Below are 23,556 nucleotides of genomic sequence, written 5' to 3' on the forward strand. Positions count from 1 at the left end.
ACCTCAAAAAAGCTTAGATTGAGTTGAGAAGGGCTCTCGTTTACAATGATGTAAATTTAAAAATGGGAATAAAAATGACCGCACTTACTCATTGGCAACCTTCTGCCGATATAAAAAGTCTGCTTAAACGTGCAAAAATTATTGCTGAAATTCGTCAATTTTTTACAGAGCGAGGCTTGCTTGAAGTTGAAACGCCTGTTCTAAGTGAATTTGGCGTCACTGATTTGCACCTTTCCACATTCAGCACAGAATTTATTGCGCCTTTTGGTGAACAATCCAAAACACTTTGGCTTTCTACAAGCCCTGAATATCATATGAAACGCTTGCTTGCTGCAGGCAGTGGACCGATATTCCAAATCAGCAAAGTATTCCGTAATGAAGAGGCTGGTAATCGCCACAATCCAGAATTTACCATGTTGGAATGGTATCGACCGCACTTTAGTATGCATCGTTTAATTAATGAAGTAGATGATTTACTCCAACAAATTTTAGATTGCCCACCTGCAGAAAGTTTAAGCTACCAATTTGTTTTTCAAGAATATGTAGGTCTAGATCCCTTATCAGCAGAACGTTCAGAATTAATCGAAGCGGCGCGTAAACATAACTTTATGGCTGAAGATGATGAAGAGCGCGATACTTTATTACAGTTCTTATTTAGTGAAGTCGTTGAACCTCAAATAGGAAAAGAGAGACCTGTTGCGGTTTATCATTTCCCTTCAACACAAGCTGCCCTAGCACAAGTGAGCCCAGAAGATCAGCGGGTTGCAGAACGCTTTGAGTTTTATTACAAAGGGTTAGAACTGGCAAATGGTTTCCATGAATTGACAGATGCACGAGAACAAAGACATCGTTTTGAATTGGATAATCAACAAAGAAAGAAACATGGATTACCTACTCGAGACATTGACGAACGTTTTCTGGCTGCATTAGAAGCTGGCTTACCAAACGCATCTGGTGTCGCGCTGGGAGTCGATCGCCTAATTATGGTTGCGTTAGGTTGTGAGAAAATTAATGAAGTGATTTCTTTTTCCGTGGATAATGCCTAGACGAAAAGTGCGGTAAAAAATCTACCGTACTTTTGATTCTTAGTTACTGATCCATAATGGCAATTGTATGGTAACTGCAAGTCCACCCATCGGGCTTTTTTCAGCCCAGACCTTTCCTTGATGCTCCTGAATAACATTAGATACAATCGCTAATCCTAATCCTGTGCCGCCAGTCGTTCTAGTTCGTGTTTCATCCACACGATAAAACGGTTTGAAGATTTTTTCAAATTCATCTGGATGGACTCCAGATCCGTTGTCATCTATACGGATTCTGAGAAATTCTTCTTGTATAAAAATATGAAGTTCGATCTTATCCTTGGTGTATTTGAGTGCATTTGTCACGATATTTTCAACCGCACTTTCCAGCAATCTAAAATTGCCGTTAAGTTGTAATTTATTTTTAGGTAAACGAATATTTGTGAGAAACGTTATACCTCGTTGTTCAGCTTCAAATAATGCATCTTTTATACTCTCCGTCCAAAGTGCTTCAACATGAAAGATCTCTCGTTCAACTTGGCTGTTCATCTTTTGACGAGAGAGCAAGAGTAATTCGCTAATCATTTTGTCCATTCGCCCTATTTCTTTCTCAATACGTTTTATACTATCTGTTTCACCATATTGGTGGCGAATAAGCGCTGTAGCTAATTGTAAACGTGTAAGTGGTGTTTTAAGCTCATGTGAAATAGATGAAAGTAAAGATTGTTGATTGGAGATAAGATTATCAATCGCTATTGACATTCTATTAAAACTTCTCCCGACTTGTCGGAGTTCAAGAGGGCCCGATAAAGATAGGTTATTGTCAATTTTAAAGTTCCCCAGGGCAACGGAATTTGCAGCTTCTTGTAAACGAGATATTGGGTTGACAATAGTTTTTGTGAACCACCAGAGTAATGGTGTAGTAATTAGTAAAATTAAGAAAGCAGTCACTGCTGGGTTATCAAATAAATAATTTAAAATTTCTTGTTGTGGATTTATATGGTTGATGAAAAATAAAGCATATTCATCAGATTTATCACTAAGATAAATTTGGAAGGGGCCTATAATTTCCAAGTCACCGAATATTTTACGCTTAGGATGAGAAAAATCATCAGATACAATGGTAAAGGATAAAATCGCATTATGTTCTTCTGGTAATTCACCTAATATATTTTTAGTCTGTAAATTGACTAAAACAGGGCGAGATGGATTATATTTATCTGTTGGCAAGACTGGCGCTTTGGCAAGTAGATCGCTAAGTTGTTTATTTCGTATTGTATCCATAATCTTTTTTTGATAGCTGATCACTTCCGATTCTTTTAAAGGGGTATAAATACGAAGATCGAAGTAAGGTATTATAACAACAAGTGTCATCATGAAAAAAAACGCTATCCAAAAAATTGAAAATGTACGTATAGCTAATTGATTGATATTAAAGATTCTAGAGAGTCTCATTATTCTAGGGAACTAAAAGATATCCTCGTCCACGTAATGTTCTAAACCAAGGTAGATCATTTTCTCGGAGAGGAAGTTTTTTACGAATATTTGACATATGCATGTCAATAGAACGATCAAAAGGAGCAAGTGGTTTCCCTAATGCTTTTTCACTGAGTTCTTCTTTAGTAGCAATACCATTTGGAGATTGAGTTAGTTGATAAAATAGTAAAAATTCAGAGCTAGTTAAATTTAAATCTTGTCCTTGGTAAATAGCTCGTTGAGCAATAGGGTGTAATTCAATACCACGAAAATGTGTTACCAGCTCTTCATTTTCATCTGATTCTATGCTTTCTGTTTTAACAAGTATGCTACGACGTAAAATAGCTTTTATTCTAGCAATAAGTTCACGGTCATTAAATGGCTTGGGTAAATAATCATCAGCGCCTAATTCTAAACCGAGTATACGATCAAGGTCATCTCCTCTTGCAGTAAGCATCATCACTGGTACATTAGAGACTTTACGAATTTCTTTTAATGTCTCAAAACCACTTAGCTTAGGCATCATGACATCAAGCAAAACCAACTCGTGGCTTTCATTCAGTTTTTGTAATGCCTCTAATCCATTATTTGCTGTTTGAACATCAAACCCTTCTAACGCTAAAAGGGACGAAAGTAATTCCGTCAATTCAACATCGTCATCAACGAGCAAGAGCTTCGACATGGGCACAGTCCTTTTTATCAAACTTCTGTGTTTATACTGTCACTATATATGTACAGCTTATTTCCAGAATTTCCACCAGCTTGATTTTTGTTTCTCACCAGTTTGAATAATGGTGTTGTTCTCGCCTTGTTGCGAAACTTCTGGCAAAGGTTTATCAAGATTGGTTTCAGTCACAATACCACGTTGATCAAATTTTACAGTGAAAGTGTGTTGAACAGGTGTTTCATAAGCACGTTGTTGTAAGAACACATAGTACCAAGTCTGACTATTATAAGGATCAATTAATACAGGCGTACCCAACAAATATTGTACTTGTTGAGCTGTCATGCCTTCTTTAACTTGAGCAACGGTAGTCGCTTCTAAATAGTTGCCTTGTGGCACATCAATTCGATATACAACTTTTTCAACGGTCGAACAAGAAACGACGCTTAATGCTAAGAAGGTTGCGCCTAAAAGTGTTTTAACTTGCATTTTCTTTACCTTATTTGTGCAAAAGTACTGTTAAATAATACCCAAGTTTGAGCATATTTCCAAATTAATTCTCTGATTTTAAAGCCTTTTGTAATTGATCTTTTAAATTTGGTGGCAAACCTTTGATTGTAAGCGTATCCGTCATCGGTTCCCATTGAATTCGAGTATTTAATAAATCAGCATCGAAACTAATACTCACCCCCTTTCCTGAACCAGTGAATTTCGTTAGGGATTTTAAAGTTGAACGTACTGGCGGAATGCTATCTTCCAAGCCATAGTTTTGTTCTTCCGCAAAAGTAACAAAAGGCTGTTCATTTAGAGTGGGTAAGGAATCAGAAAGTTCCTGCAATTCAATTTCATCACCGCCAGCAAGTTGAGCTTTGCAATATTCAAACACTTGTTTTTTCACCGCTTGAGTTTGCTCTTTGTTGAGTTCACCTTGATCACAATAATCACTCACAGCTTGCAATAAACATTGATTTTGAACTTGTGGATTTAATCCTTCTTCGGCACCTAAAAAATCCATGAAAAAATCACTAATTTTTCGACCAACTCGGCCTCTTATGAAAGTTAAATAACGATTAGAGTTTGCATTCACCTGCAAATCCGTCAAATTCACTCTTGCCGCAATATCAAACTGAGTTATATCAAGATATTCTGTACGACGAATCTCTAAATGCTCATCAACTAACATGCTATAACGACTATCAAGCAATGCAATAAACAAATAATCTGTCGCTAAGAAATTATATTGACATAAAATCAAAGTACCACTTTCTGCAAAGTTATATTTACCTAACTCATCTGCAAGCAATTTTGTTGAATATTGACTAAAACCTAAAAACTCAATTTCTTGTTCTAATAAACGATTTAAATGTTGTGCAAAGATAGACTTTTCCTGAAATACGCCAAAAGCCTTCGATTTATTTTGATAGCCTTGATGAAGTTGCAACATCATTTGTTCTACTTCTGGCGTAATGGACAGCAACTCATCGCGTAATACACTTTCCATTTTTATGATGTCGCCATCCACATTTTTGACTAACTGATGCAAAACAATTTGATTAACGGTAATACTCATTTTTGTCACCTTTGAAAAATTTGTCGCAAATTATAACCGCACTTTTTAAGCAAGAAAAAAGAAATTATTTAGGTTCTACCAAATAATCGGGTATCATAAGCTAAATTTTTTGTTTTATTTTTGACATTATGGCTCAACATTCTAAATATTCTGATGCACAGCTAAGTGCAATTGTGAACGATATGATCGCGGTATTAGAAAAGCATAAAGCCCCTGTAGATCTATCCTTAATCGCACTGGGTAACATGGCAAGCAATTTATTAACCACCAGTGTGCCACAAACTCAACGTGAGGCATTAGCTCAAGCATTTTCGAATTCCTTAATTAATGCGGTAAAAACACGTTAATATGAAATGGATTAAAAAAGGCACCTTCAGCGGCAAACAATACCGCGATGACGTTTCACGAAAAATTTCGTGGGGTCATTGGTTTGCTTTTTTTAATATTATTGTTGCTATTCTTATTGGCACTCGTTATGCCTTTATCATTGACTGGCCAGATACTCTCGCAGGAAAACTTTATTTCTTTGTGAGTTTGCTCGGGCATTTCAGTTTCAACGTTTTTGCGTTGTACTTACTCGTTGTCTTTCCACTGAGTTTCATTGTTAAAAATCACCGCACTTTTCGCGGATTAACCGTGATTTTTTCCACCATTTGTACAACCTTATTATTATTTGACACCGCCGTTTTCAATCGTTTCAATCTACATTTATCCTCTATTGTATGGAATTTGCTGGTCAATCCAGAAAATGGTGAAATGTCACGCGATTGGCAAATTTTCTTTGCACCAATGCCTATAATTTTATTGGCACAAATGTTATTTTCTCGCTGGAGTTGGGAAAAATTACGTAGTCTTGAACGCCAAAAATGGCTAAAAGGCACTGGCATATTCTTAACCACAACGTTCATTGCGACGCATTTAATTTATGCTTGGGCAGATGCTTATTTATATCGTCCTATCACCATGCAACGATCTAATTTCCCTTTATCTTATCCAATGACAGCTCGTTCTTTTTTAGAAAAACACGGTTTCTTGGATGGAGAAGAATATACGCAAAAATTGGCGCAAGAAGGTCGTTTAGATGCCTTAAAAATTGATTATCCGAAAAAAGAACTCACTTACGCACCAATTACGCACAAACCTAATATTCTGATCGTAACGGTTTCGGGTTTACGCCATGATGCGATTTCTAATGAAAAGATGCCAAAACTTGCTGAATTTGCAACAAGTTCAACGGAATTCACTAATCATTACAGCACAGGCAATAGTAATAACGCAGGCTTAATTGGGTTATTTTACGGGCTAAATGCAAATTACACCGATAGCGTTTTAAGCAATCATACCCAATCTGTTTTAATCGAAAAATTACGTGCTGAAAATTATCAATTGGGTTTATTTTCTGCTACGAATTTCAAAGATAGCGTCTTCCGCCAAGCATTATTTCGTGAAATAAAACTTTCATCGAATAAAACCAACAAACTAAATAATGAAAGTGCGGTAAAAAATCTCAATGCTTTTATTAAAGCACAAAAAACAGACTCACCTTGGTTTGCTTATTTGGATTTAGCCTTGGAGGCTAAAAACCCATCAGATTATGACCGCACTTTGCAAGACATTGATTCTCTTTTAGCAAAAGCGTTAGAAAATACACCGCTTGAAAATGCATTAGTCATCATCACGTCAGAGCATGGTTTAACCTTTAATGAAATGAATGAAAAAGAGCGAGAAAACTACTTTGGGCGCGATGAGGTTCAAGTGCCATTGCTTGTATATTGGAAAGATTTACCAGTAGGCAAACACAATGGATTAAGTAACCATGCTGATATTTTCTCTGCATTAATGCAAACAGTGTTCAGCGTAGAAAACCCGTTGATGGATTATAGTCAGGGGCATAATCTCTTTGATCTTAAGGGAGATGATTGGGTGCTTGCCTCTAATTTCCACTGGAATGTAGTGATTCAACCTGATGGAACACAATATCACATTGATCGCAAAGGTAATTACAAAAAATTCGATAAAGATTATATCGAGCAATCGTCAGACAGACCGCCACTTGGAATCTTCTTAGAAGCCTTCCAATTACAAAATTTCTTCTTTGAAAAATAATCTATAAGGGCATAAAAGAATAGATTTTTTGCCCTTAAGCCTTTATACTCACGACTCAGTTTAAGACTGAAAAATGTTATTAATGAAAATCCGTGAGTTTTTCATAACATTATCATAATGCTTCTCGCCGTACTTACAGTACCTTTCAATTAATATACATTCTCGTCTTTTTATCCTTTCTTTTTTACGGAGTTTGTATGAAAAGCCACGTTCGTAGTTTTAAAACCTATATTCGCGATGAAATTATCAAAAAAGGCGGATGGGTAAATGCCCATGCACATGCTGACCGCGCTTTTACGATGACGCCAGAGAAAATTGGGATTTATCATAGTAGTAATTTGCAACAAAAATGGGATTTGGTTGATGAAGTAAAACGCACTTCCAGTGTTGATGATTATTACGCACGTTTTTGCCAATCTATTGAATTAATGATATCCCAAGGTGTAACCGCATTTGGTACTTTTGTCGATATAGACCCAATTTGTGAAGATCGTGCAATTATTGCCGCACACAAAGCCCGCGAAGTGTATAAACATGACATTATTTTGAAATTTGCCAATCAAACTTTAAAAGGGGTAATTGAACCCACTGCGCGTAAATGGTTTGATATTGGTGCCGAAATGGTAGATATGATTGGTGGCTTACCATATCGTGATGAATTGGATTATGGGCGTGGTCTAGAGGCGATGGATATCTTGTTAGATAAGGCAAAATCCCTTGGAATTATGTGTCATGTACATGTAGACCAATTCAACAATCCAAATGAAAAAGAAACCGAGCAGCTTTGCGACAAAACCATTGAACACAGAATGGAGGGACGCGTTGTTGGTATCCACGGTATTTCCATTGGCTCACATTCAAAAGAATATCGCTACAAACTTTATGAAAAAATGCGTAAAGCCAAAATGATGATGATCGCCTGTCCAATGGCATGGATTGACAGTAATCGCAAAGAAGATCTTATGCCATTCCATAATGCGCTCACGCCAGCAGATGAAATGATCCCCGAAGGTATCACTGTTGCCCTCGGCACTGATAATATTTGTGATTACATGGTTCCTTTATGTGAAGGCGATTTATGGCAAGAATTAAGCCTATTGGCTGCGGGCTGCCGTTTCCCTCACTTAGATGAAATGGTCAATATTGCAAGTATTAACGGTCGTAAAGTGTTAGGACTAGATCCAATTTAGCTTTTTATTCCGCCCAATCAAAAGTGCGGTCAAAATGGGCAATATTTAAAAGTTGATTACAAAATCTAGCTTTTAAATATTGCCCATTTTCGTTGTGCTTTTGTGTTTTTTAACTTGCCAAAAAACAAAAAACAAATAAAATGAACGCTCATTCATTTTTGAGCAATAATTGCTCCTTATTTTACTCAAGGATCTTATGTGACAAGCTAAAACAGACTTAGCTGAACAGATTTTTTCAGCGACAGATCGTTTAATGGCAAAAGAAGGGTTGAATCAACTTTCTATGCACAAACTTGCGAAAGAAGCGAATGTAGCCGCAGGAACGATTTACCTTTATTTCAAAAACAAAGATGAGTTGCTTGAACAATTTGCACACAGAGTGTTTTCAATGTTTATGGCAACGCTTGAAAAAGATTTTGATGAATCTAAGCCTTTTTTCGAACAGTATCGACAAATGTGGAAAAATATTTGGTATTTCTTACAAGAAAATCCCACTATCTTATCCAATTTAAAGCAATATGAATCTTTGCCTAATTTCAAGGATATTTGTAAAAACGTAAAAAATTGCCGTTGGGATTTATTTTGTCATCAAGCACAAAAAGCTGGCTTATTAGCGGAATTATCTGAAGATATTCTCTTTTTATTAAGTTTGAAAACGGCGATAAATTTAGCCTCTGATGCAAAATTTATCGATTTCGATCTTAAACCTGAAATTTTAGAATCTGTGATTGAACGCTCTTGGCGTGCAATTCAGAAATAATAGTTATTATTTTATAACGGAGCTTTAAACATGAGTCAAACTCAACATCAAAGACCAAAACGCTCACATATTTTCTTTATGAAAATAATTTTAGTGGTATTTGTCTTAATTTTTGCCGGTGTCATCGGTTTTAATATGATAAAAGGCGTAATGATAAGCCGAGCAATTGCAGGAATGCCAGAACCTTCAAGCCCAGTGACCGCACTTGAAGTTCAACCTAGAGAATGGACGCCTGTTATCAATACAACAGGTCTTGTGCGTCCAAATCAAGGCGCAATGCTCAGTACACAAAATGCAGGTACGATTTCTCAAGTGCTCGTGCAAAATGGACAACAAGTTAAAAAAGGCGATTTACTCATTGAACTCGATAGTTCAGTAGAACATGCAAGCCTTCAAGCTGCACAGGCACAACTCCCAGCTCTTCGTCAAACTTATCAACGTTATGCTAATTTATTGAAAAGCAATGCTGTTTCACGACAAGAAATGGATAACGCAAAAGCGGCTTATGATGCTCAACTAGCCAATATAGAATCTATCAAAGCAGCAATTGAACGCCGTAAAATCGTTGCGCCATTTGATGGCAAAGCAGGTATTGTGAAAGTAAACGTTGGTCAGTATGTGAATGTTGGAACAGAAATTGTGCGTGTAGAAGATACTAGCTCAATGAAAGTGGATTTTGCTCTTTCACAAAATGATTTAGATAAATTGCATATCGGTCAACGCGTCACAGCAACAACCGATGCTCGCTTGGGCGAAACATTTTCAGCTCGAATCACAGCTATTGAACCCGCCATTAATTCATCAACTGGTTTAGTTGATGTTCAAGCTACTTTTGATCCTGAAGATGGACGTAAATTGCTTTCAGGCATGTTCTCACGTTTACGCATTGCGCTTCCAACTGAAACAAATCAAGTTGTCGTTCCACAAGTAGCCATTAGCTACAACATGTATGGTGAAATTGCTTATTTACTCACACCATTATCTGATGAAGACAAAGAGAAAATGGCTGAGAATAAAAAATTAGATCGTTTATATCGAGCAAAACAAATCACCGTATTTACTAAAGATCGCCAAGGTATTTATTCTCAATTACAAGGTAATGAAGTAAAACCGGGTGATAAGATTATCACTGGTGGTCAACAAGGTATCGGCAATGGCAGTCTTGTAGAATGGATTGAAAAAGACATTGTAGGTGCAACAGAGCCAGTAAATAAAACTAATCTTTAATTAACTAGGAAATACGAATGAAATTTACCGACATATTTATTCGTCGTCCTGTTTTAGCGATTTCAATTAGCTTGCTTATTATTATTTTAGGTTTACAAGCTATTTCGAAATTGGCAGTGCGTGAATACCCTAAAATGACCACCACGGTAATTACGGTAACAACCGCCTACCCTGGTGCTGATGCAAATCTAATTCAAGCATTTGTTACTTCTACATTAGAAGAATCTATCGCCCAAGCAGATAACATTGACTATATGTCATCTAGCAGCGCACCAAATACATCGACTATTACAGTCAAAATGAAACTGAATACCGATCCTGCTGGTGCGCTTGCCGATGTATTGGCCAAAGTAAATGCTGTGCGCTCAAAATTACCAAGCGGAATTGAAGCGCCAACCGTAGCCTCTTCATCAGGTGGTACGGGGATTATGTATATAAGTTTCCGCTCCAACAAACTCGACTCAAGTCAAGTAACAGACTACATTAACCGCGTAGTCAAACCTCAATTCTTTACGATTGAAGGTGTGGCAGAAGTACAAGTATTTGGTGCGGCTGAATATGCATTACGTATTTGGCTAGATCCTCAAAAAATGGCGTCACAAAATCTTTCTGCACCAACAGTGATGTCTGCCCTTTCTGCAAATAATGTACAAACTGCAGCTGGTAATGATAACGGCTACTACGTCACTTACCGCAACAAAGTTGAAACAACGACCAAATCCGTTGATCAATTAGGTAATTTAATTGTTGCTTCTCGTGGTGATGATTTAGTACGCCTACGCGATATTGCCACCATTGAATTGAACAAAGAAAGTGATAATTCTCGTGCAACGGCAAATGGTGCGGATTCTGTCGTATTAGGAATCAATCCAACTTCATCGGCTAACCCATTAACAGTGGCAGAAAAAATCCGACCGCTCTTTGACAATATTAAAAAGCAACTACCGGATAGTATGGAAACTGACATTCTTTATGACCGAACTATTGCGATTAATAGTTCAATCCATGAAGTAATTAAAACTATTGTGGAAGCGACTGTTATTGTATTAGTGGTTATTTTGATGTTTATCGGATCGCTTCGCGCAATTTTAATTCCAGTTCTCACCATTCCGATTTCGTTGATCGGTGTTTTAATGATGCTACAAAGTTTAGATTTTTCTATTAACTTAATGACATTATTAGCACTTATTCTAGCTATCGGCTTAGTAGTTGATGATGCGATTGTCGTGTTAGAAAACGTGGATCGCCATATTAAAGAAGGGGAAACACCATTCCGTGCTGCAATTATTGGTACTCGTGAAATTGCCGTGCCTGTAATTTCCATGACTATCGCATTGATCGCGGTTTACTCACCGATGGCTTTAATGGGGGGCATTACTGGCACATTGTTTAAAGAATTTGCTTTAACCCTTGCTGGTGCGGTATTTATTTCTGGTATCGTGGCATTAACGTTATCGCCAATGATGAGTAGTAAATTACTTAAATCCAACGCTAAACCAACATGGATGGAAGAACGCGTAGAACATACCTTAGGTAAAGTAAATCATATTTACGAATACATGCTTGATCTCGTTATGCTCAATCGTAAATCAATGCTAGCTTTTGCTGTGGTAATTTTCTCAACGCTCCCATTTTTATTTAATTCACTTTCTAATGAATTAACACCAAATGAAGATAAAGGTGCATTTATTGCCATTGGTAACGCGCCATCTAGTGTGAATGTGGATTATATTCAAAATGCAATGCAACCATACATGAAAAATGTAATGGAAACACCTGAAGTGTCTTTTGGGATGAGCATTGCTGGCGCGCCAAATTCTAATGGCTCGTTAAATATCATCACATTGAAAGACTGGAAAGAACGCTCACGCAAGCAATCTGCAGTAATGAATGAAATCAATGAAAAAGCGAAATCAATTCCAGAAGTCTCCGTATCTGCATTTAACTTTCCTGAAATTGATACAGGGGAACAAGGCCCTCCAATCGCCATTGTATTAAAAACTGCTCAAGATTATAAATCGTTGGCAAATACCGCAGAGAAATTCCTAAGTGCGATGAAAGCCTCTGGCAAATTTATTTATACAAATTTAGATTTGACCTATGACACTGCGCAAATGACAATTTCAGTCGATAAAGAGAAAGCTGGTACTTACGGTATTACGATGCAACAAATTAGTAGTACTTTAGGGAGCTTCTTATCGGGTGCAACAATTACGCGAGTCGATGTAGATGGACGTGCTTATAAAGTCATTTCGCAAGTCAAACGTGATGACCGTTTATCGCCCGAAGCATTCAAAAACTATTACTTAACGGCAAGTAATGGGCAATCTGTGCCATTAAGCAGTTTAATCACAATGAAGCTAGAAACACAGCCAACTTCATTATCGCGCTTTAGCCAATTAAACTCAGGACAGATTAGCGCAGTACCAATGCCAGGTTCATCAACGGGAGATGCTGTTGCATGGCTACAACAATATGCGACTGACAATTTACCGCAAGGCTATACGTTTGATTTCAAATCCGAAGCACGCCAATTAGTCCAAGAAGGCAACGCATTAGCCGTCACTTTTGCATTAGCTGTTATCATCATATTCTTGGTACTTGCCATTCAGTTTGAATCTATACGTGACCCAATGGTAATTATGATTTCCGTACCATTAGCCGTAAGTGGTGCATTAGTGAGCTTAAATATTTTATCCTTCTTTGGCATCGCGGGAACAACATTAAATATCTACTCTCAAGTTGGGTTGATCACTCTCGTAGGATTAATCACCAAACACGGTATCTTAATGTGTGAAGTGGCAAAAGAAGAGCAGCTAAACCACGGTAAAACTCGAATTGAGGCAATTACTCATGCAGCCAAAGTACGTTTACGCCCAATTCTAATGACAACCGCGGCAATGGTAGCTGGCTTAATTCCATTACTCTATGCAACAGGTGCGGGAGCAGTATCTCGCTTTAGTATGGGGATAGTGATTGTAGCGGGATTATCCATTGGTACTATTTTCACCTTGTTCGTGTTGCCTGTGGTATATAGCTATGTCGCAACCGAACATAAACCATTACCGGTTTTTGATGAAAATAAAACAACCCATTAATTAAAACATAGAAAAAACAAACCGCACTTAGGTCACCCAAAGTGCGGTTTATTTTTTTAGATTATTTTTAGCCTAAAATTTTATCTAACTCTTGGCTAACTTCTTCCACTTTTTGTGTACCATCTAAACGGAAATATTGAGTATTCCCCGCTTTCGCTTCTGCTTGGTAATAATCAATTAATGGGCTAGTTTGTTTATGATATACGGCTAAACGATCTAACACAGTTTCTGGTTTATCATCTGCACGAATAATTAAATCTTCACCAGTTACATCATCCTTACCTTCCACTTTTGGTGGATTATAAACGATGTGGTAAGAACGACCAGATGCTTGGTGCACTCGACGACCACTCATACGTTCAACAATCACTTCGTCTGGCACATCGAATTCTAAAACAAAATCAATTTTAACACCTGAGTCTTTTAGAGCATCCGCTTGTGGAATAGTACGAGGGAAACCATCTAATAAGAAACCATTTGCGCAATCAGGTTGAGCAATACGATCTTTTACAAGCGCAACGGTTAATTCATCTGGTACTAATTTACCTTCATCCATTAATGCTTTGGCTTGTTTGCCAAGTTCAGTCCCTGCTTTGATTGCTGCACGGAACATATCACCAGTTGAAATTTGTGGGATACCAAATTTGTTCATAATAAATTGTGCTTGAGTGCCTTTACCTGCGCCCGGTGCACCTAAAAGAATAATTTTCATAAAAAATCTCCATTAATAAAAAACGTGATTAAGATACTGATAAAGCATAGTACGGTCAAATTTTTTATAATTTTTACCGCACTTTTATAGTGAATTGGCCGTATTATTTTCTTGATTCCAAGGAGCTACCCAAAATAAACAAAGCATGCCTGGAATCGCTAAAAATAAACAAAACCAAAAATACTGATAATACCCCACTGCTCCCACAACATAACCAGAAAGCATACCTAAAACTTTACTTGGCAAGGCTGAAAGGCTTGTAAAAAGTGCAAGCTGTGTTGCGGTATAAAGGGGATTACTCTCACGCGCCATAAAAGCCACGAAAGCTGCGGTACCAAGTCCAACGCCGATATATTCTGCCGCAATCACAACACCTAGTTTCCATAACTCGGCTGATGTAATAACATCAAAATGACCGAAAGCCGCCAACCAAATAAACCCACCAATTGTCACCATCTGTACAAGCCCAAATAGCCACAATGCACGATTAATACCCAGTTTTAACATTATCACACCACCAGCAAGCCCAGATAAAATGCTTGACCAAAGTGCGGTACTTTTTACAACAATGGCTATATCCTCTTTGCTAAACCCCATATCATAAATAAATTTGGTTTGTAGCGTTGTAGCAAAAGAATCCCCGAACTTATACAAAAACAAAAACAGTAAAAAACCGATAGCCTGAACGACGCCCTTACGCTGGAAAAATTCTTGTAATGGAATCCAAAATGCTTGATAGAACGGCTGATTAGATTGTTGCACGTTGATTTTGGGCTCTTTAGCTAAAAATAGTGTCATGAAGATGCCCGCTAACATACAAAGTGCGGTCCATAAAAAGACGGTTTCCCAAGGATAAATCGCCGCCAAATAGAGCGATAATCCACCGGGAATTAATCCCGCAATTCGATAAGCATTAATATGAATAGTGTTTCCCAAACCTAATTCATGATCACTCAAAATTTCACGACGATAAGCGTCTAACACGATATCTTGTGTGGCTGAAAAAAAGGCGATAAGCAACGCAATATTTGCTACCGTGCTAAGTTGTGTGAGTGGATCAAAAAGGCTAATGATGTAAAGTAAAATCAATAATGCTACTTGTGAAAGCAACATCCAGCTACGACGACGCCCTAAAAAACTCGGGAAATAACGATCCAATAATGGTGCCCACAAAAATTTTAATCCATAAGGCAACATCACACCGGTTACAGCACCAATAAGCTCAATTGAAAGATGTTTATCTGTCAGCCAAACAGGCAACATTTGCAATAACACAAATAATGGCAAACCAGAATTAAAACCTGTGAATACGCAAATCAACATCTTGCGCGTAAAAATTTGGGAAGAAAGGGAATTTGACATAAAGTGCGGTTAATTTTGGTTGTATTTTAGAAACTTCTGCTTTCAATTAAAGGACAAGTGTAAAAATTAGGGGGATTTTTAATTACATCCCCCAATGTTTAGCATTCTTCTTCCTAAAAAAGAAAAACAAATATTAGAGAATATTAATCTCGATACCCTTTTGGATTATTTTTCTGCCAGTTCCACGTATCTTGCATCATTTTTTCAAGACCACGCTCTGCCACCCAACCGAGTTCTTTAGCCGCTAAACTAGGATCAGAATAGCATGTTGCAATATCACCAGGACGGCGTTCTACAAGTTTATATGCAATTGTAATGTCGTTGGCTTTTTCAAAGGCTTTTACCATATCTAATACGGAATAACCATGGCCTGTACCGAGATTATAAATATGTAAACCAGCATCATTTTCATGACGTTGAAGCGCTTTTAAATGCCCCACTGCCAAATCAACCACATGAATATAATCACGCACTCCTGTTCCATCATGAGTGTCGTAATCACTACCAAATACAGAAAGTTGTGCTAATTTACCGATAGCAACTTGGCTAATATAAGGTAATAAATTATTTGGAATACCATTTGGATCTTCACCAATTAAGCCACTTTCATGCGCCCCAACCGGATTAAAATAACGCAAGATGGTCATGCTAAATTTTGGTTCCGCTTTTGCTGTATCGCGTAAAATCTGCTCAACCATATATTTAGAGGTACCATAAGGATTGGTCGTACCGCCGACCTCACAATCCTCTGTAATTGGAATAATTTTTGGATCACCATAAACCGTTGCAGATGAGCTAAATACAAAGTTCCAAACACCTGCTTTTTTCATTTCTTGAATTAATACAAGGGTGCCAGCTACATTGTTCATGTAATATTCTGTCGGCTTTTGAACACTTTCCCCTACGGCTTTCAATCCAGCAAAGTGAATAACAGAGCTAATCTCATTTTCTGCAAAAATTTTTTGTAACAAAGCACGATCTAAAATATCACCTTCATAAAACTTTGCTTCTTTGCCCGTAATTTGTTTTACGCGCTCAAGGGATTTTGGCGATGAATTGCAAAGATTATCTAATACCACCACCTCTTTGCCAGCATTTAATAATTCTACAACTGTGTGAGAACCGATATAACCGGCACCACCTGTCACTAAAATGGCCATAATGATTTCCTTATTAATTATTGAGACTAAAAAAATTATATCACTATTTTGTGTGATAAGAACGATGTCTTGTATGCCCTTGCGGTGGCACCGCACGTTTTAACCGATACGGTTTCGGCAGTTCAAGCAAGGCTTCTGTTTCATATTGGCTGACTGGGATAGAATGGCCTATATATTCTTCAATTGCGGGTAAATTCATCGCATATTCTTCGCAAGCGAAACTAATAGAAACACCACTTCCCCCAGCTCGTCCAGTACGACCGATTCGGTGAACATAATCCTCTCGATCATCGGGTAAATCATAATTGAAAACATGAGTCACATCAGAAATATGTAACCCACGAGCAGCCACATCTGTTGCTACTAAAATATCTAAATCACCGTCGGTAAATTGTTTCAATAACGATAAACGTTTTTTCTGTGCTACATCGCCAGTCAGTAAACCGACACGATGTCCATCAGCCGCCAAATAACCCCAAATTTCTTCACAACGATGTTTTGTATTCGCAAACACAATACAGCGATCAGGCCATTCATCTTCCATTAAGGTTAAGAGAAGTGCCATTTTATCCTGATTAGATGGATAAAAAAGTTCTTCTTTAATTCTATGTCCTGTTTTTTGCTCTGGTTCAATTTCAATATATTCAGGGTCATCCATATCCTCGAATGCTAATTCTCGCACTTTATAAGAAAGCGTCGCTGAAAATAACATCGTTAAACGAGCTTGCGGAGCGGGGCATTTACGCAATAAATAACGAATATCACGGATAAACCCAAGATCGAACATTCGATCCGCCTCATCTAGCACGACAACTTGGATTTCATCTAAACCAATTATGCCTTGTTTCACATAATCAATGACTCGCCCCGTCGTACCAATCAAAATATCTACGCCACGCTCAATCGCTTGTAGTTGTTTATCATAACCATCGCCACCATAGGCAAGTGCGGTCTTTAATCCACAGGCTTTTGCAAGAAATTCTGCGTCATTACTAATCTGTACTGCTAATTCTCGAGTAGGCGCTAAAATCAAAGCTCTTGGGTGAGGATATTTAAGATTAGGATCTTGGTGAGTTAAAAGATGGTGAAAAGTAGCCGTTAAAAAAGCCATTGTCTTTCCTGTACCAGTTTGAGCTTGTCCTGCGACATCTCGTCCATTTAAACTGATAGGCAAGGATAAAGCCTGAATTGGGGTACAAAAATCAAAGCCTTTTTTTGCCAAAGCATCTCGTACCATCGGATGTAGAGGAAGATCGAAGAATCGTTTTTGGCTTAAATAATCTTGTTGCATAAAAATCACATTTTAGAATAATAAAATTACGTTTAGCATAGCATGCTTAGGGAAAATCCTCAAAAAAGGACCGCACTTATAAAAATTAACCGATAGGGTTCCCTATCGGTTAATCTCTATTTAGTACTCCATTCGTCACTCACATTTGGATCCATTGCAAAATCAGCAGTATCACTTGGAATCGCTTTTTCTTCGGCCGCCCATTCGCCAAGATCGATTAACTGGCAACGTTTGCTACAAAAAGGTCGAAAAGTACTTTCATTTGTCCAACGCACAGATTTTTGGCAAATCGGACAAGGTACTTCAATCATTTCGTCAGACATTTTTATTTTCCGCTTGTTGTAAATAAAACTGGTGCAATTCTAGCACCTTTTGTTGCAAGTGCGGTAAGTTTTGAGCCAGTTCAGCATCATTGTTAATCACATCATCCGCCCATTTCAAACGCTCTTGTTGAGAAACTTGATAATTCATAATTCGTTGAATTTGCTCAAAATTATTGTTATCTCGTTGAGCTGAACGAGCAAGTTGAGTTTGTGGACTCACATCCACCACCAAAATACGATCACAAAGTGTGGTCAATTTATTTTCTATTAATAAAGGGACGACAAATAATGTGTAAGGCGCAGTTTGTTCAGCTAATTGTTGTTTCATTCGTTCACGAATAGCGGGATGCAAAAGATTATTTAACCACAATTTATCTTCATCATGGCTAAACACTCGTTCTCGTAAAGCCGCACGATTAAGTTCACCTTGTTCCGTTAAAATTTGAGCTCCAAAATGTTCAACAATTTTAGACAATAAGGGGGAATCTTTCGCGACGACTTCTCTAGCAACCACATCCGCATCCACTAGAGGTACGCCAAGATCAGCAAATAAATTAGCAATCGTTGTTTTACCACTACCAATGCCACCAGTTAAGCCAACAATATAAGTCATATTATTCCCCATAAAAAAATTTCCAATATTATACAAAATAACGCTAGTAAAAATCAGTTCTCCGAGCCAATGCTTAGTGAACCATAACAAATTAATTTATCTACATTATCATGCTTTTATATATTGAAAAATAAAAGAAAAATATAACCATGGAAAAACGACAACCCAAAGAAATGCACTAATGACAACAATAAATTTAAAACTAAAATGCAGCGTTTTATGACGAAAATGTTTCATGGCTAAATGTATTCCCATAAAGCCACCTAAAAGACTTAGAAGAAAAAACGTTTTTTCAGGGATTCTCCACTCGTTACGCACCGCCCGAATTTTATCTCTCCACATAAAAAAATAAGCGGCGATATTTATCGCCGCTAACCATATAATCAACGAAAGAAAATAAATCATTTCGGATAAACTGGAAGACGTTTACAAATTGCTAATACTTTTTCTTTAGTTTCAGCAATCACTTGTTCTTCATTTTCTTTGCCTAAAGCATCTAAAACATCACACATCCAGCCAGCTAATTCACGCACATCATTTTCATTGAAACCACGGCGAGTCACAGATGGTGTACCTACACGGATACCTGAAGTAACAAATGGTTTTTGCGGATCGTTTGGTACAGCATTTTTATTCACTGTAATATTTGCTTTGCCTAATGCTGCATCTGCTGCTTTACCCGTTAATCCTTGTTTGATAAAACTTACTAAGAACAAGTGGTTTTCAGTACCATTTGAAACCACGTCATAACCACGTTGTTTAAACACTTCTACCATCGCTTTCGCATTTTTAATCACGTTGGCTTGATATTCTTTATAAGCTGGCTCTAATGCTTCTTTGAAACATACTGCTTTCGCCGCAATAATGTGAACTAATGGACCACCTTGGTTTGCAGGGAATACGGATGATTGTAATTTTTTGTAGATTTCTTCATCGCCACAAGATGAAAGAATTAAACCACCACGTGGACCACCTAAGGTTTTATGGGTGGTCGTTGTTACAACATGTGCGTATGGTAATGGGTTTGGATATAAACCTGCTGCGATTAAGCCCGCAACGTGAGCCATATCAACAAATAAATACGCGCCCACTTCATCCGCAATTTCGCGCATTTTTTTCCAATCTACCACTTGAGAATAAGCAGAGAAACCAGCCACGATCATTTTTGGTTTATGTTCTAACGCTTTTTGACGCACATCTTCATAGTCGATTAAACCATCAGCAGTGATACCATAAAGTACAGAATTATAGATTTTACCGGAGAAACTCACTTTTGCCCCGTGGGTTAGGTGACCACCGTGTGCTAAATCCATCCCTAAAATGGTATCGCCCACATTGATTAATGCACCATATACTGCCGCATTTGCTTGTGAACCTGAGTGTGGTTGTACGTTCACATAATCCGCACCAAATAACTCTTTCGCGCGATCAATCGCCAACTGCTCCACAATGTCTGCGTACTCACAACCGCCGTAGTAACGTTTACCAGGATAGCCTTCAGCATACTTATTAGTAAACTGTGAACCTTGAGCTTCCATTACGCGTGGACTCGCATAGTTTTCAGACGCGATAAGCTCGATATGCTCTTCTTGACGACGATTTTCGTCCTGAATGGCTTGCCATAGAACCGGATCGTAATCAGCGATGTTCATACTTTTTTTAAACATTGTGTTTTCCTCGTTGTTTGCATTATTTGTGTATAGTTTACCTGTTTCCAGGCAAAAACTTAACCAAAAATTTCGACCATATTTTTCATTATTACAATGAAAAACATTCATTTATCTAAATCGAGCCTTTTTCTTTCACTAATTTTTCAATTAATTTAACTTCTTTTGTTTTCTCACCTGCACCGAGTTTACGGCATTGGCTGGTTTCTTTCGTGTAAGTATTAAAATTTGTCATCCTTGTTGGACTTTTCATTTTAATCTTCATATCCAAATGATCACCACAACGATCACAAGGTGAAACAAATTCCTTCTCATAGTCTTTAAATTCTGGAACTTGCTCTATGATTTTCACGACTTGCGGTGAATGGGCGGTTTTAAATAGACGATCCGTAAAGTCATAACTTAACTTGTCATCATTCACCTGCCATTTAGCTTTAGCTTGCAATAAATAACGCATCCAGCCTTCTTTTGTATCAATCTGAGAGATACCACGCATCAGCACAGTTTGATCCGCTCGATAAGTGACATAATCAAAATGCTCAACAGGTAAAGGGGATTTGGCTGCAGGTTTTACATGGCAAATCCAATCGCCGACTAAGGCTTGTTCTTGTTCAGTTTGCTGATGAGCTACCGTACACCCTGAGAATAATACAGCAACAAGACCACCCAATATTAATTTTCTCATGAGATATTCCTTTTATTGACAGTAGAGATAACATTCATCAATACAAAGTAGGGAAATTTTCGTTTAATCAGGAATGTGTAAAAGGCGGCAGTTACATAAATCATCACTCTCAAATTCTGATATTTCACCTGCAACCTTATTCGGAATTGGAAATAAACGTACAGTGAGTGGTTTATTTAAGCGAAATGCCATCGTTCCCGTATCGCGCATAATAGCCGCTATGCTTTCTGCCTTAACATTTCCCGCCACAGGAACCGTGTCTAAACCGATACCACATACGGCGCTATAAGTCAGTAAAGCTCGAATATCAAAATAGTGTTTTTGTGTACCTTCGGCTAAACCTAAATCTTCTGTTACCGCCAACATCAATCCAGAAAACCCAACCAATGGCACGTGTTGGATTGATTTAAAAACTTTTGTCAGTAAAGCAGAAACTTCTACTGAACCAGCCGCACCAAAATATGGCAATCCCATTAATTCATAAACTTTTGTCATGGATGCACAATTTTTAGATGGTGCCGCCGAACTATCAATGCCTGCAAATTCAAATGCACCCGACAATTTGACCGCACTTAACATATCTAGTATTTCATCTACATGATATTGCAGAGCCTGCGACATAGCTTGATAGCAATCTGCATAAAATTGATTATGAGGAGACTTTGGTACAGATTTTAATACTTCGACTAATAAATCTGGTGTTTCTAAACCAATAACAAAACTGTTTGGCAAATGACTTAGATGATAACCGGCAGGGAAATAAGGAATAAATGGCTTACAGTTAAAATTGACAGTAAAGTTAAAATTACCTTCACCACGTGGTGTGATGTTTGCAATTTTTTGTACGGCATAAACAGATTGCTCAATGAGTTCATTATCTAACACAGCATTTTCATCTAATGGCACGTTGACACAAGCATTACACAAGTCTCCATAAGCCGCGATTAACTCAGGCAATAAAGCAATTTCCTCTGTATTTCTAGCTGCACCAATAGCAAATCGAATACGAATTCCACTTTCATTAAATTTATTCAATAACTCCGTTAAATACTGTAAATCTGCTTTTGCCGTCTGCAAATTGGTTAAATCCAAATATTCACCAAAAGGATTGGTAATGACTCGAATCGATTGCAAGGTATAACCAGCTTTCTGCACAGCAGGCAATAACAAATCAACATCACGTTTCACTGAATAAAGTACTCTTTCCCATTGCGATTTATCTTTATGTAATGTTAGAAAAAAACTTATTGTGCGAATACGACATAATTCTTTATTTTTATAATCCATGCGATACCTTAACATTTAATGTAGTTATTTTTGCTGCTCACGTTCAACAGCACGATAGCCAATATCTCGACGATAAAAACGTCCAGACCATTGAATTTGCTCAGCTAGTTTTAAGGCTTTTTGTTGCGCTTCAAATACACTTTCGCCTAACGCAGTAACACAAAGCACGCGACCGCCGTTCGTGACTAACTTGCCTTCTTGTTCTGCAACGCCCGCTAAGAAAACTTTCTCATTTTCGACCGCACTTTGTGGTAAACCGCTAATCACATCACCTTTACGATAATCGCCTGGATACCCTTCCGCAGCTAATACAATACCTAAGGACGCTTTTGGATGCCACTGGGATTTCACTTCATCCAATTTTCCCTCGCAAGCCTTAAGAGAAAGCTCAACGAGATCGGATTCAAGACGAAGCATAATCGGCTGCGTTTCCGGATCACCAAAACGACAGTTAAATTCAATCACTTTCGGCTGGCCATTCGGCATAATCATTAGCCCTGCATACAAGAAACCGGTGTAAGCATTGCCTTCTGCCGCCATGCCATTGACTGTTGGATAAATCACTTCACGCATAATGCGGTCATGAATTTCTGGTGTCACCACTGGGGCTGGTGAATATGCCCCCATACCGCCGGTATTCAGACCTGTATCATTTTCGCCCACGCGTTTATGATCTTGGCTAGTCGCCATAGGTTCGACATTTTTACCATCTACCATGACGATAAAGCTGGCTTCCTCACCATCTAGAAACTCTTCAATCACCACTCGGCTACCCGCTTCGCCAAAGGCATTACCTGAAAGCATATCACGCACAGCCTCTTCCGCTTCCTGCAATGTCATTGCCACGATGACGCCTTTACCCGCCGCTAAACCATCTGCTTTTACGACAATTGGCGCGCCTTTCTCACGCAAGTACGCTAACGCAGGCTCAACTTCGGTGAAGTTCTGATATTCTGCTGTTGGAATTTTGTGACGAGCGAGGAAATCTTTAGTGAATGCTTTTGAACCTTCCAATTGTGCAGCTGCTTTAGTTGGACCAAAAATTTTCAATCCAGCTTCACGAAACGCATCAACCACCCCAATCACTAGCGGTGCTTCAGGGCCAACAATGGTTAATCCAATTTGCTTATCTTGAGCAAATTTCACTAATGCAGGGATATCTGTTGCAGAAATATTCACGTTTTCTACTTTGTGTTCCAATGCTGTACCTGCGTTGCCTGGTGCGACAAAAACTTTATCTGCTAGTGGAGATTTTGCAGCTTTCCAAGCCAAGGCGTGTTCACGACCGCCATTTCCGATGATGAGGATGTTCATAATGATCCTTGTGTTTGTGAATCACCGAG

At 38.1% G+C, this 23,556-nt stretch carries 22 protein-coding genes; 7 read left to right on the forward strand and 15 right to left on the reverse strand.

Annotation, left to right across the window (positions count from 1 at the left end; all coding sequences use genetic code 11):
• Positions 1-74 precede the first annotated feature (74 nt).
• Positions 75-1,046, forward strand: coding sequence for an elongation factor P--(R)-beta-lysine ligase (gene epmA / locus AC6H0J_RS00345; protein WP_497512689.1), 972 nt, complete (start codon positions 75-77; stop codon positions 1,044-1,046).
• Between the two features lie 39 nt (positions 1,047-1,085).
• Here the strand turns inward: epmA and cpxA are convergent, their stop codons facing one another.
• The 4 genes from cpxA to yejK all read right to left on the reverse strand — a co-directional run bounded on the left by cpxA (position 1,086) and on the right by yejK (position 4,732).
• Positions 1,086-2,477 carry an envelope stress sensor histidine kinase CpxA gene (gene cpxA, locus AC6H0J_RS00350; RefSeq protein WP_118817125.1) on the reverse strand — a complete coding sequence of 464 codons (1,392 nt, stop codon included), beginning with the start codon at positions 2,475-2,477 and terminating at the stop codon, positions 1,086-1,088.
• Between the two features lie 4 nt (positions 2,478-2,481).
• Entirely contained in the window at positions 2,482-3,180 is a 699-nt protein-coding gene (locus tag AC6H0J_RS00355; RefSeq protein WP_497512690.1) for a response regulator, read from the reverse strand.
• 57 nt (positions 3,181-3,237) lie between these two features.
• On the reverse strand, positions 3,238-3,651 hold the full coding sequence (gene bamE / locus AC6H0J_RS00360; RefSeq protein WP_005625994.1) for an outer membrane protein assembly factor BamE: 414 nt from the start codon (positions 3,649-3,651) through the stop codon (positions 3,238-3,240).
• A 64-nt stretch (positions 3,652-3,715) separates the two neighbouring features.
• Complete coding sequence (yejK, locus tag AC6H0J_RS00365; RefSeq protein WP_118817126.1) at positions 3,716-4,732, reverse strand: nucleoid-associated protein YejK; 1,017 nt, start codon at positions 4,730-4,732, stop codon at positions 3,716-3,718.
• Positions 4,733-4,860: 128 nt separating this feature from the next.
• On the opposite strand from yejK, the gene AC6H0J_RS00370 reads away from it, so the two are divergent.
• From AC6H0J_RS00370 to acrB, 6 genes are all read left to right on the forward strand, one after another.
• Complete coding sequence (locus AC6H0J_RS00370) at positions 4,861-5,079, forward strand: YejL family protein (protein ID WP_005625990.1); 219 nt, start codon at positions 4,861-4,863, stop codon at positions 5,077-5,079.
• 1 nt (position 5,080) lies between these two features.
• Positions 5,081-6,838 (forward strand): DUF3413 domain-containing protein, encoded by a 1,758-nt coding sequence (locus AC6H0J_RS00375; RefSeq protein WP_005625988.1) that lies wholly within the window; start codon positions 5,081-5,083, stop codon positions 6,836-6,838.
• A 197-nt stretch (positions 6,839-7,035) separates the two neighbouring features.
• Complete coding sequence (locus AC6H0J_RS00380; protein WP_497512691.1) at positions 7,036-8,028, forward strand: amidohydrolase family protein; 993 nt, start codon at positions 7,036-7,038, stop codon at positions 8,026-8,028.
• A 229-nt stretch (positions 8,029-8,257) separates the two neighbouring features.
• Positions 8,258-8,788, forward strand: a complete 531-nt coding sequence (gene acrR, locus AC6H0J_RS00385; protein WP_497513574.1) for an efflux transporter AcrAB transcriptional repressor AcrR — start codon at positions 8,258-8,260, stop codon at positions 8,786-8,788.
• 30 nt (positions 8,789-8,818) lie between these two features.
• Positions 8,819-10,015, forward strand: a complete 1,197-nt coding sequence (gene acrA, locus AC6H0J_RS00390) for a multidrug efflux RND transporter periplasmic adaptor subunit AcrA (RefSeq protein WP_046939070.1) — start codon at positions 8,819-8,821, stop codon at positions 10,013-10,015.
• Positions 10,016-10,032: 17 nt separating this feature from the next.
• Complete coding sequence (gene acrB, locus AC6H0J_RS00395) at positions 10,033-13,113, forward strand: multidrug efflux RND transporter permease subunit AcrB (protein WP_497512692.1); 3,081 nt, start codon at positions 10,033-10,035, stop codon at positions 13,111-13,113.
• A gap of 67 nt (positions 13,114-13,180) precedes the next feature.
• Here the strand turns inward: acrB and adk are convergent, their stop codons facing one another.
• The 11 genes from adk to purD all read right to left on the reverse strand — a co-directional run bounded on the left by adk (position 13,181) and on the right by purD (position 23,527).
• The gene (gene adk / locus AC6H0J_RS00400; protein ID WP_005631284.1) at positions 13,181-13,825 is read right to left on the reverse strand and encodes an adenylate kinase; all 645 of its coding nucleotides are present in this window, start codon (positions 13,823-13,825) and stop codon (positions 13,181-13,183) included.
• A gap of 84 nt (positions 13,826-13,909) precedes the next feature.
• Positions 13,910-15,187: an MFS transporter gene (locus AC6H0J_RS00405; protein ID WP_497512693.1), complete on the reverse strand. Its 1,278-nt coding sequence runs from the start codon at positions 15,185-15,187 to the stop codon at positions 13,910-13,912.
• A 143-nt stretch (positions 15,188-15,330) separates the two neighbouring features.
• Entirely contained in the window at positions 15,331-16,347 is a 1,017-nt protein-coding gene (galE, locus tag AC6H0J_RS00410) for a UDP-glucose 4-epimerase GalE (protein ID WP_114892544.1), read from the reverse strand.
• 43 nt (positions 16,348-16,390) lie between these two features.
• Positions 16,391-17,638 carry an ATP-dependent RNA helicase RhlB gene (gene rhlB / locus AC6H0J_RS00415; protein WP_497512694.1) on the reverse strand — a complete coding sequence of 416 codons (1,248 nt, stop codon included), beginning with the start codon at positions 17,636-17,638 and terminating at the stop codon, positions 16,391-16,393.
• A 116-nt stretch (positions 17,639-17,754) separates the two neighbouring features.
• Positions 17,755-17,961, reverse strand: coding sequence for a DNA gyrase inhibitor YacG (yacG, locus tag AC6H0J_RS00420; RefSeq protein WP_005627554.1), 207 nt, complete (start codon positions 17,959-17,961; stop codon positions 17,755-17,757).
• Entirely contained in the window at positions 17,954-18,574 is a 621-nt protein-coding gene (gene coaE, locus AC6H0J_RS00425; RefSeq protein ID WP_032825596.1) for a dephospho-CoA kinase, read from the reverse strand. Before coaE ends, yacG begins: the two co-directional genes overlap by 8 nt.
• 108 nt (positions 18,575-18,682) lie before the next feature.
• A complete protein-coding gene (locus tag AC6H0J_RS00430) occupies positions 18,683-18,979 on the reverse strand; it encodes a DUF1294 domain-containing protein (protein WP_005627552.1) in 297 nt (98 codons plus the stop codon).
• Positions 18,976-20,241 (reverse strand): serine hydroxymethyltransferase, encoded by a 1,266-nt coding sequence (glyA, locus tag AC6H0J_RS00435; protein WP_497512695.1) that lies wholly within the window; start codon positions 20,239-20,241, stop codon positions 18,976-18,978. Before glyA ends, AC6H0J_RS00430 begins: the two co-directional genes overlap by 4 nt.
• Before the next feature lie 115 nt (positions 20,242-20,356).
• Entirely contained in the window at positions 20,357-20,926 is a 570-nt protein-coding gene (locus AC6H0J_RS00440; protein WP_046952715.1) for a hypothetical protein, read from the reverse strand.
• A 63-nt stretch (positions 20,927-20,989) separates the two neighbouring features.
• The gene (locus tag AC6H0J_RS00445) at positions 20,990-22,213 is read right to left on the reverse strand and encodes a DUF711 family protein (RefSeq protein WP_497512696.1); all 1,224 of its coding nucleotides are present in this window, start codon (positions 22,211-22,213) and stop codon (positions 20,990-20,992) included.
• A gap of 24 nt (positions 22,214-22,237) precedes the next feature.
• Positions 22,238-23,527: a phosphoribosylamine--glycine ligase gene (purD, locus tag AC6H0J_RS00450; RefSeq protein ID WP_118817138.1), complete on the reverse strand. Its 1,290-nt coding sequence runs from the start codon at positions 23,525-23,527 to the stop codon at positions 22,238-22,240.
• Between the last annotated feature and the right edge of the window lie 29 nt (positions 23,528-23,556).

The organism is Haemophilus sp. THUN1691 (assembly GCF_059704425.1).

What these genes read in the sequence shown, in the direction of transcription:
- epmA (WP_497512689.1), top strand. Translation starts at nt 75, where the DNA reads ATGACCGCACTTACTCATTGGCAACCTTCTGCCGATATAAAAAGTCTG.
- cpxA (WP_118817125.1), bottom strand. Translation starts at nt 2,477, where the DNA reads ATGAGACTCTCTAGAATCTTTAATATCAATCAATTAGCTATACGTACA.
- AC6H0J_RS00355 (WP_497512690.1), bottom strand. Translation starts at nt 3,180, where the DNA reads ATGTCGAAGCTCTTGCTCGTTGATGACGATGTTGAATTGACGGAATTA.
- bamE (WP_005625994.1), bottom strand. Translation starts at nt 3,651, where the DNA reads ATGCAAGTTAAAACACTTTTAGGCGCAACCTTCTTAGCATTAAGCGTC.
- yejK (WP_118817126.1), bottom strand. Translation starts at nt 4,732, where the DNA reads ATGAGTATTACCGTTAATCAAATTGTTTTGCATCAGTTAGTCAAAAAT.
- AC6H0J_RS00370 (WP_005625990.1), top strand. Translation starts at nt 4,861, where the DNA reads ATGGCTCAACATTCTAAATATTCTGATGCACAGCTAAGTGCAATTGTG.
- AC6H0J_RS00375 (WP_005625988.1), top strand. Translation starts at nt 5,081, where the DNA reads ATGAAATGGATTAAAAAAGGCACCTTCAGCGGCAAACAATACCGCGAT.
- AC6H0J_RS00380 (WP_497512691.1), top strand. Translation starts at nt 7,036, where the DNA reads ATGAAAAGCCACGTTCGTAGTTTTAAAACCTATATTCGCGATGAAATT.
- acrA (WP_046939070.1), top strand. Translation starts at nt 8,819, where the DNA reads ATGAGTCAAACTCAACATCAAAGACCAAAACGCTCACATATTTTCTTT.
- acrB (WP_497512692.1), top strand. Translation starts at nt 10,033, where the DNA reads ATGAAATTTACCGACATATTTATTCGTCGTCCTGTTTTAGCGATTTCA.
- adk (WP_005631284.1), bottom strand. Translation starts at nt 13,825, where the DNA reads ATGAAAATTATTCTTTTAGGTGCACCGGGCGCAGGTAAAGGCACTCAA.
- AC6H0J_RS00405 (WP_497512693.1), bottom strand. Translation starts at nt 15,187, where the DNA reads ATGTCAAATTCCCTTTCTTCCCAAATTTTTACGCGCAAGATGTTGATT.
- galE (WP_114892544.1), bottom strand. Translation starts at nt 16,347, where the DNA reads ATGGCCATTTTAGTGACAGGTGGTGCCGGTTATATCGGTTCTCACACA.
- rhlB (WP_497512694.1), bottom strand. Translation starts at nt 17,638, where the DNA reads ATGCAACAAGATTATTTAAGCCAAAAACGATTCTTCGATCTTCCTCTA.
- yacG (WP_005627554.1), bottom strand. Translation starts at nt 17,961, where the DNA reads ATGTCTGACGAAATGATTGAAGTACCTTGTCCGATTTGCCAAAAATCT.
- coaE (WP_032825596.1), bottom strand. Translation starts at nt 18,574, where the DNA reads ATGACTTATATTGTTGGCTTAACTGGTGGCATTGGTAGTGGTAAAACA.
- AC6H0J_RS00430 (WP_005627552.1), bottom strand. Translation starts at nt 18,979, where the DNA reads ATGATTTATTTTCTTTCGTTGATTATATGGTTAGCGGCGATAAATATC.
- glyA (WP_497512695.1), bottom strand. Translation starts at nt 20,241, where the DNA reads ATGTTTAAAAAAAGTATGAACATCGCTGATTACGATCCGGTTCTATGG.
- AC6H0J_RS00440 (WP_046952715.1), bottom strand. Translation starts at nt 20,926, where the DNA reads ATGAGAAAATTAATATTGGGTGGTCTTGTTGCTGTATTATTCTCAGGG.
- AC6H0J_RS00445 (WP_497512696.1), bottom strand. Translation starts at nt 22,213, where the DNA reads ATGGATTATAAAAATAAAGAATTATGTCGTATTCGCACAATAAGTTTT.
- purD (WP_118817138.1), bottom strand. Translation starts at nt 23,527, where the DNA reads ATGAACATCCTCATCATCGGAAATGGCGGTCGTGAACACGCCTTGGCT.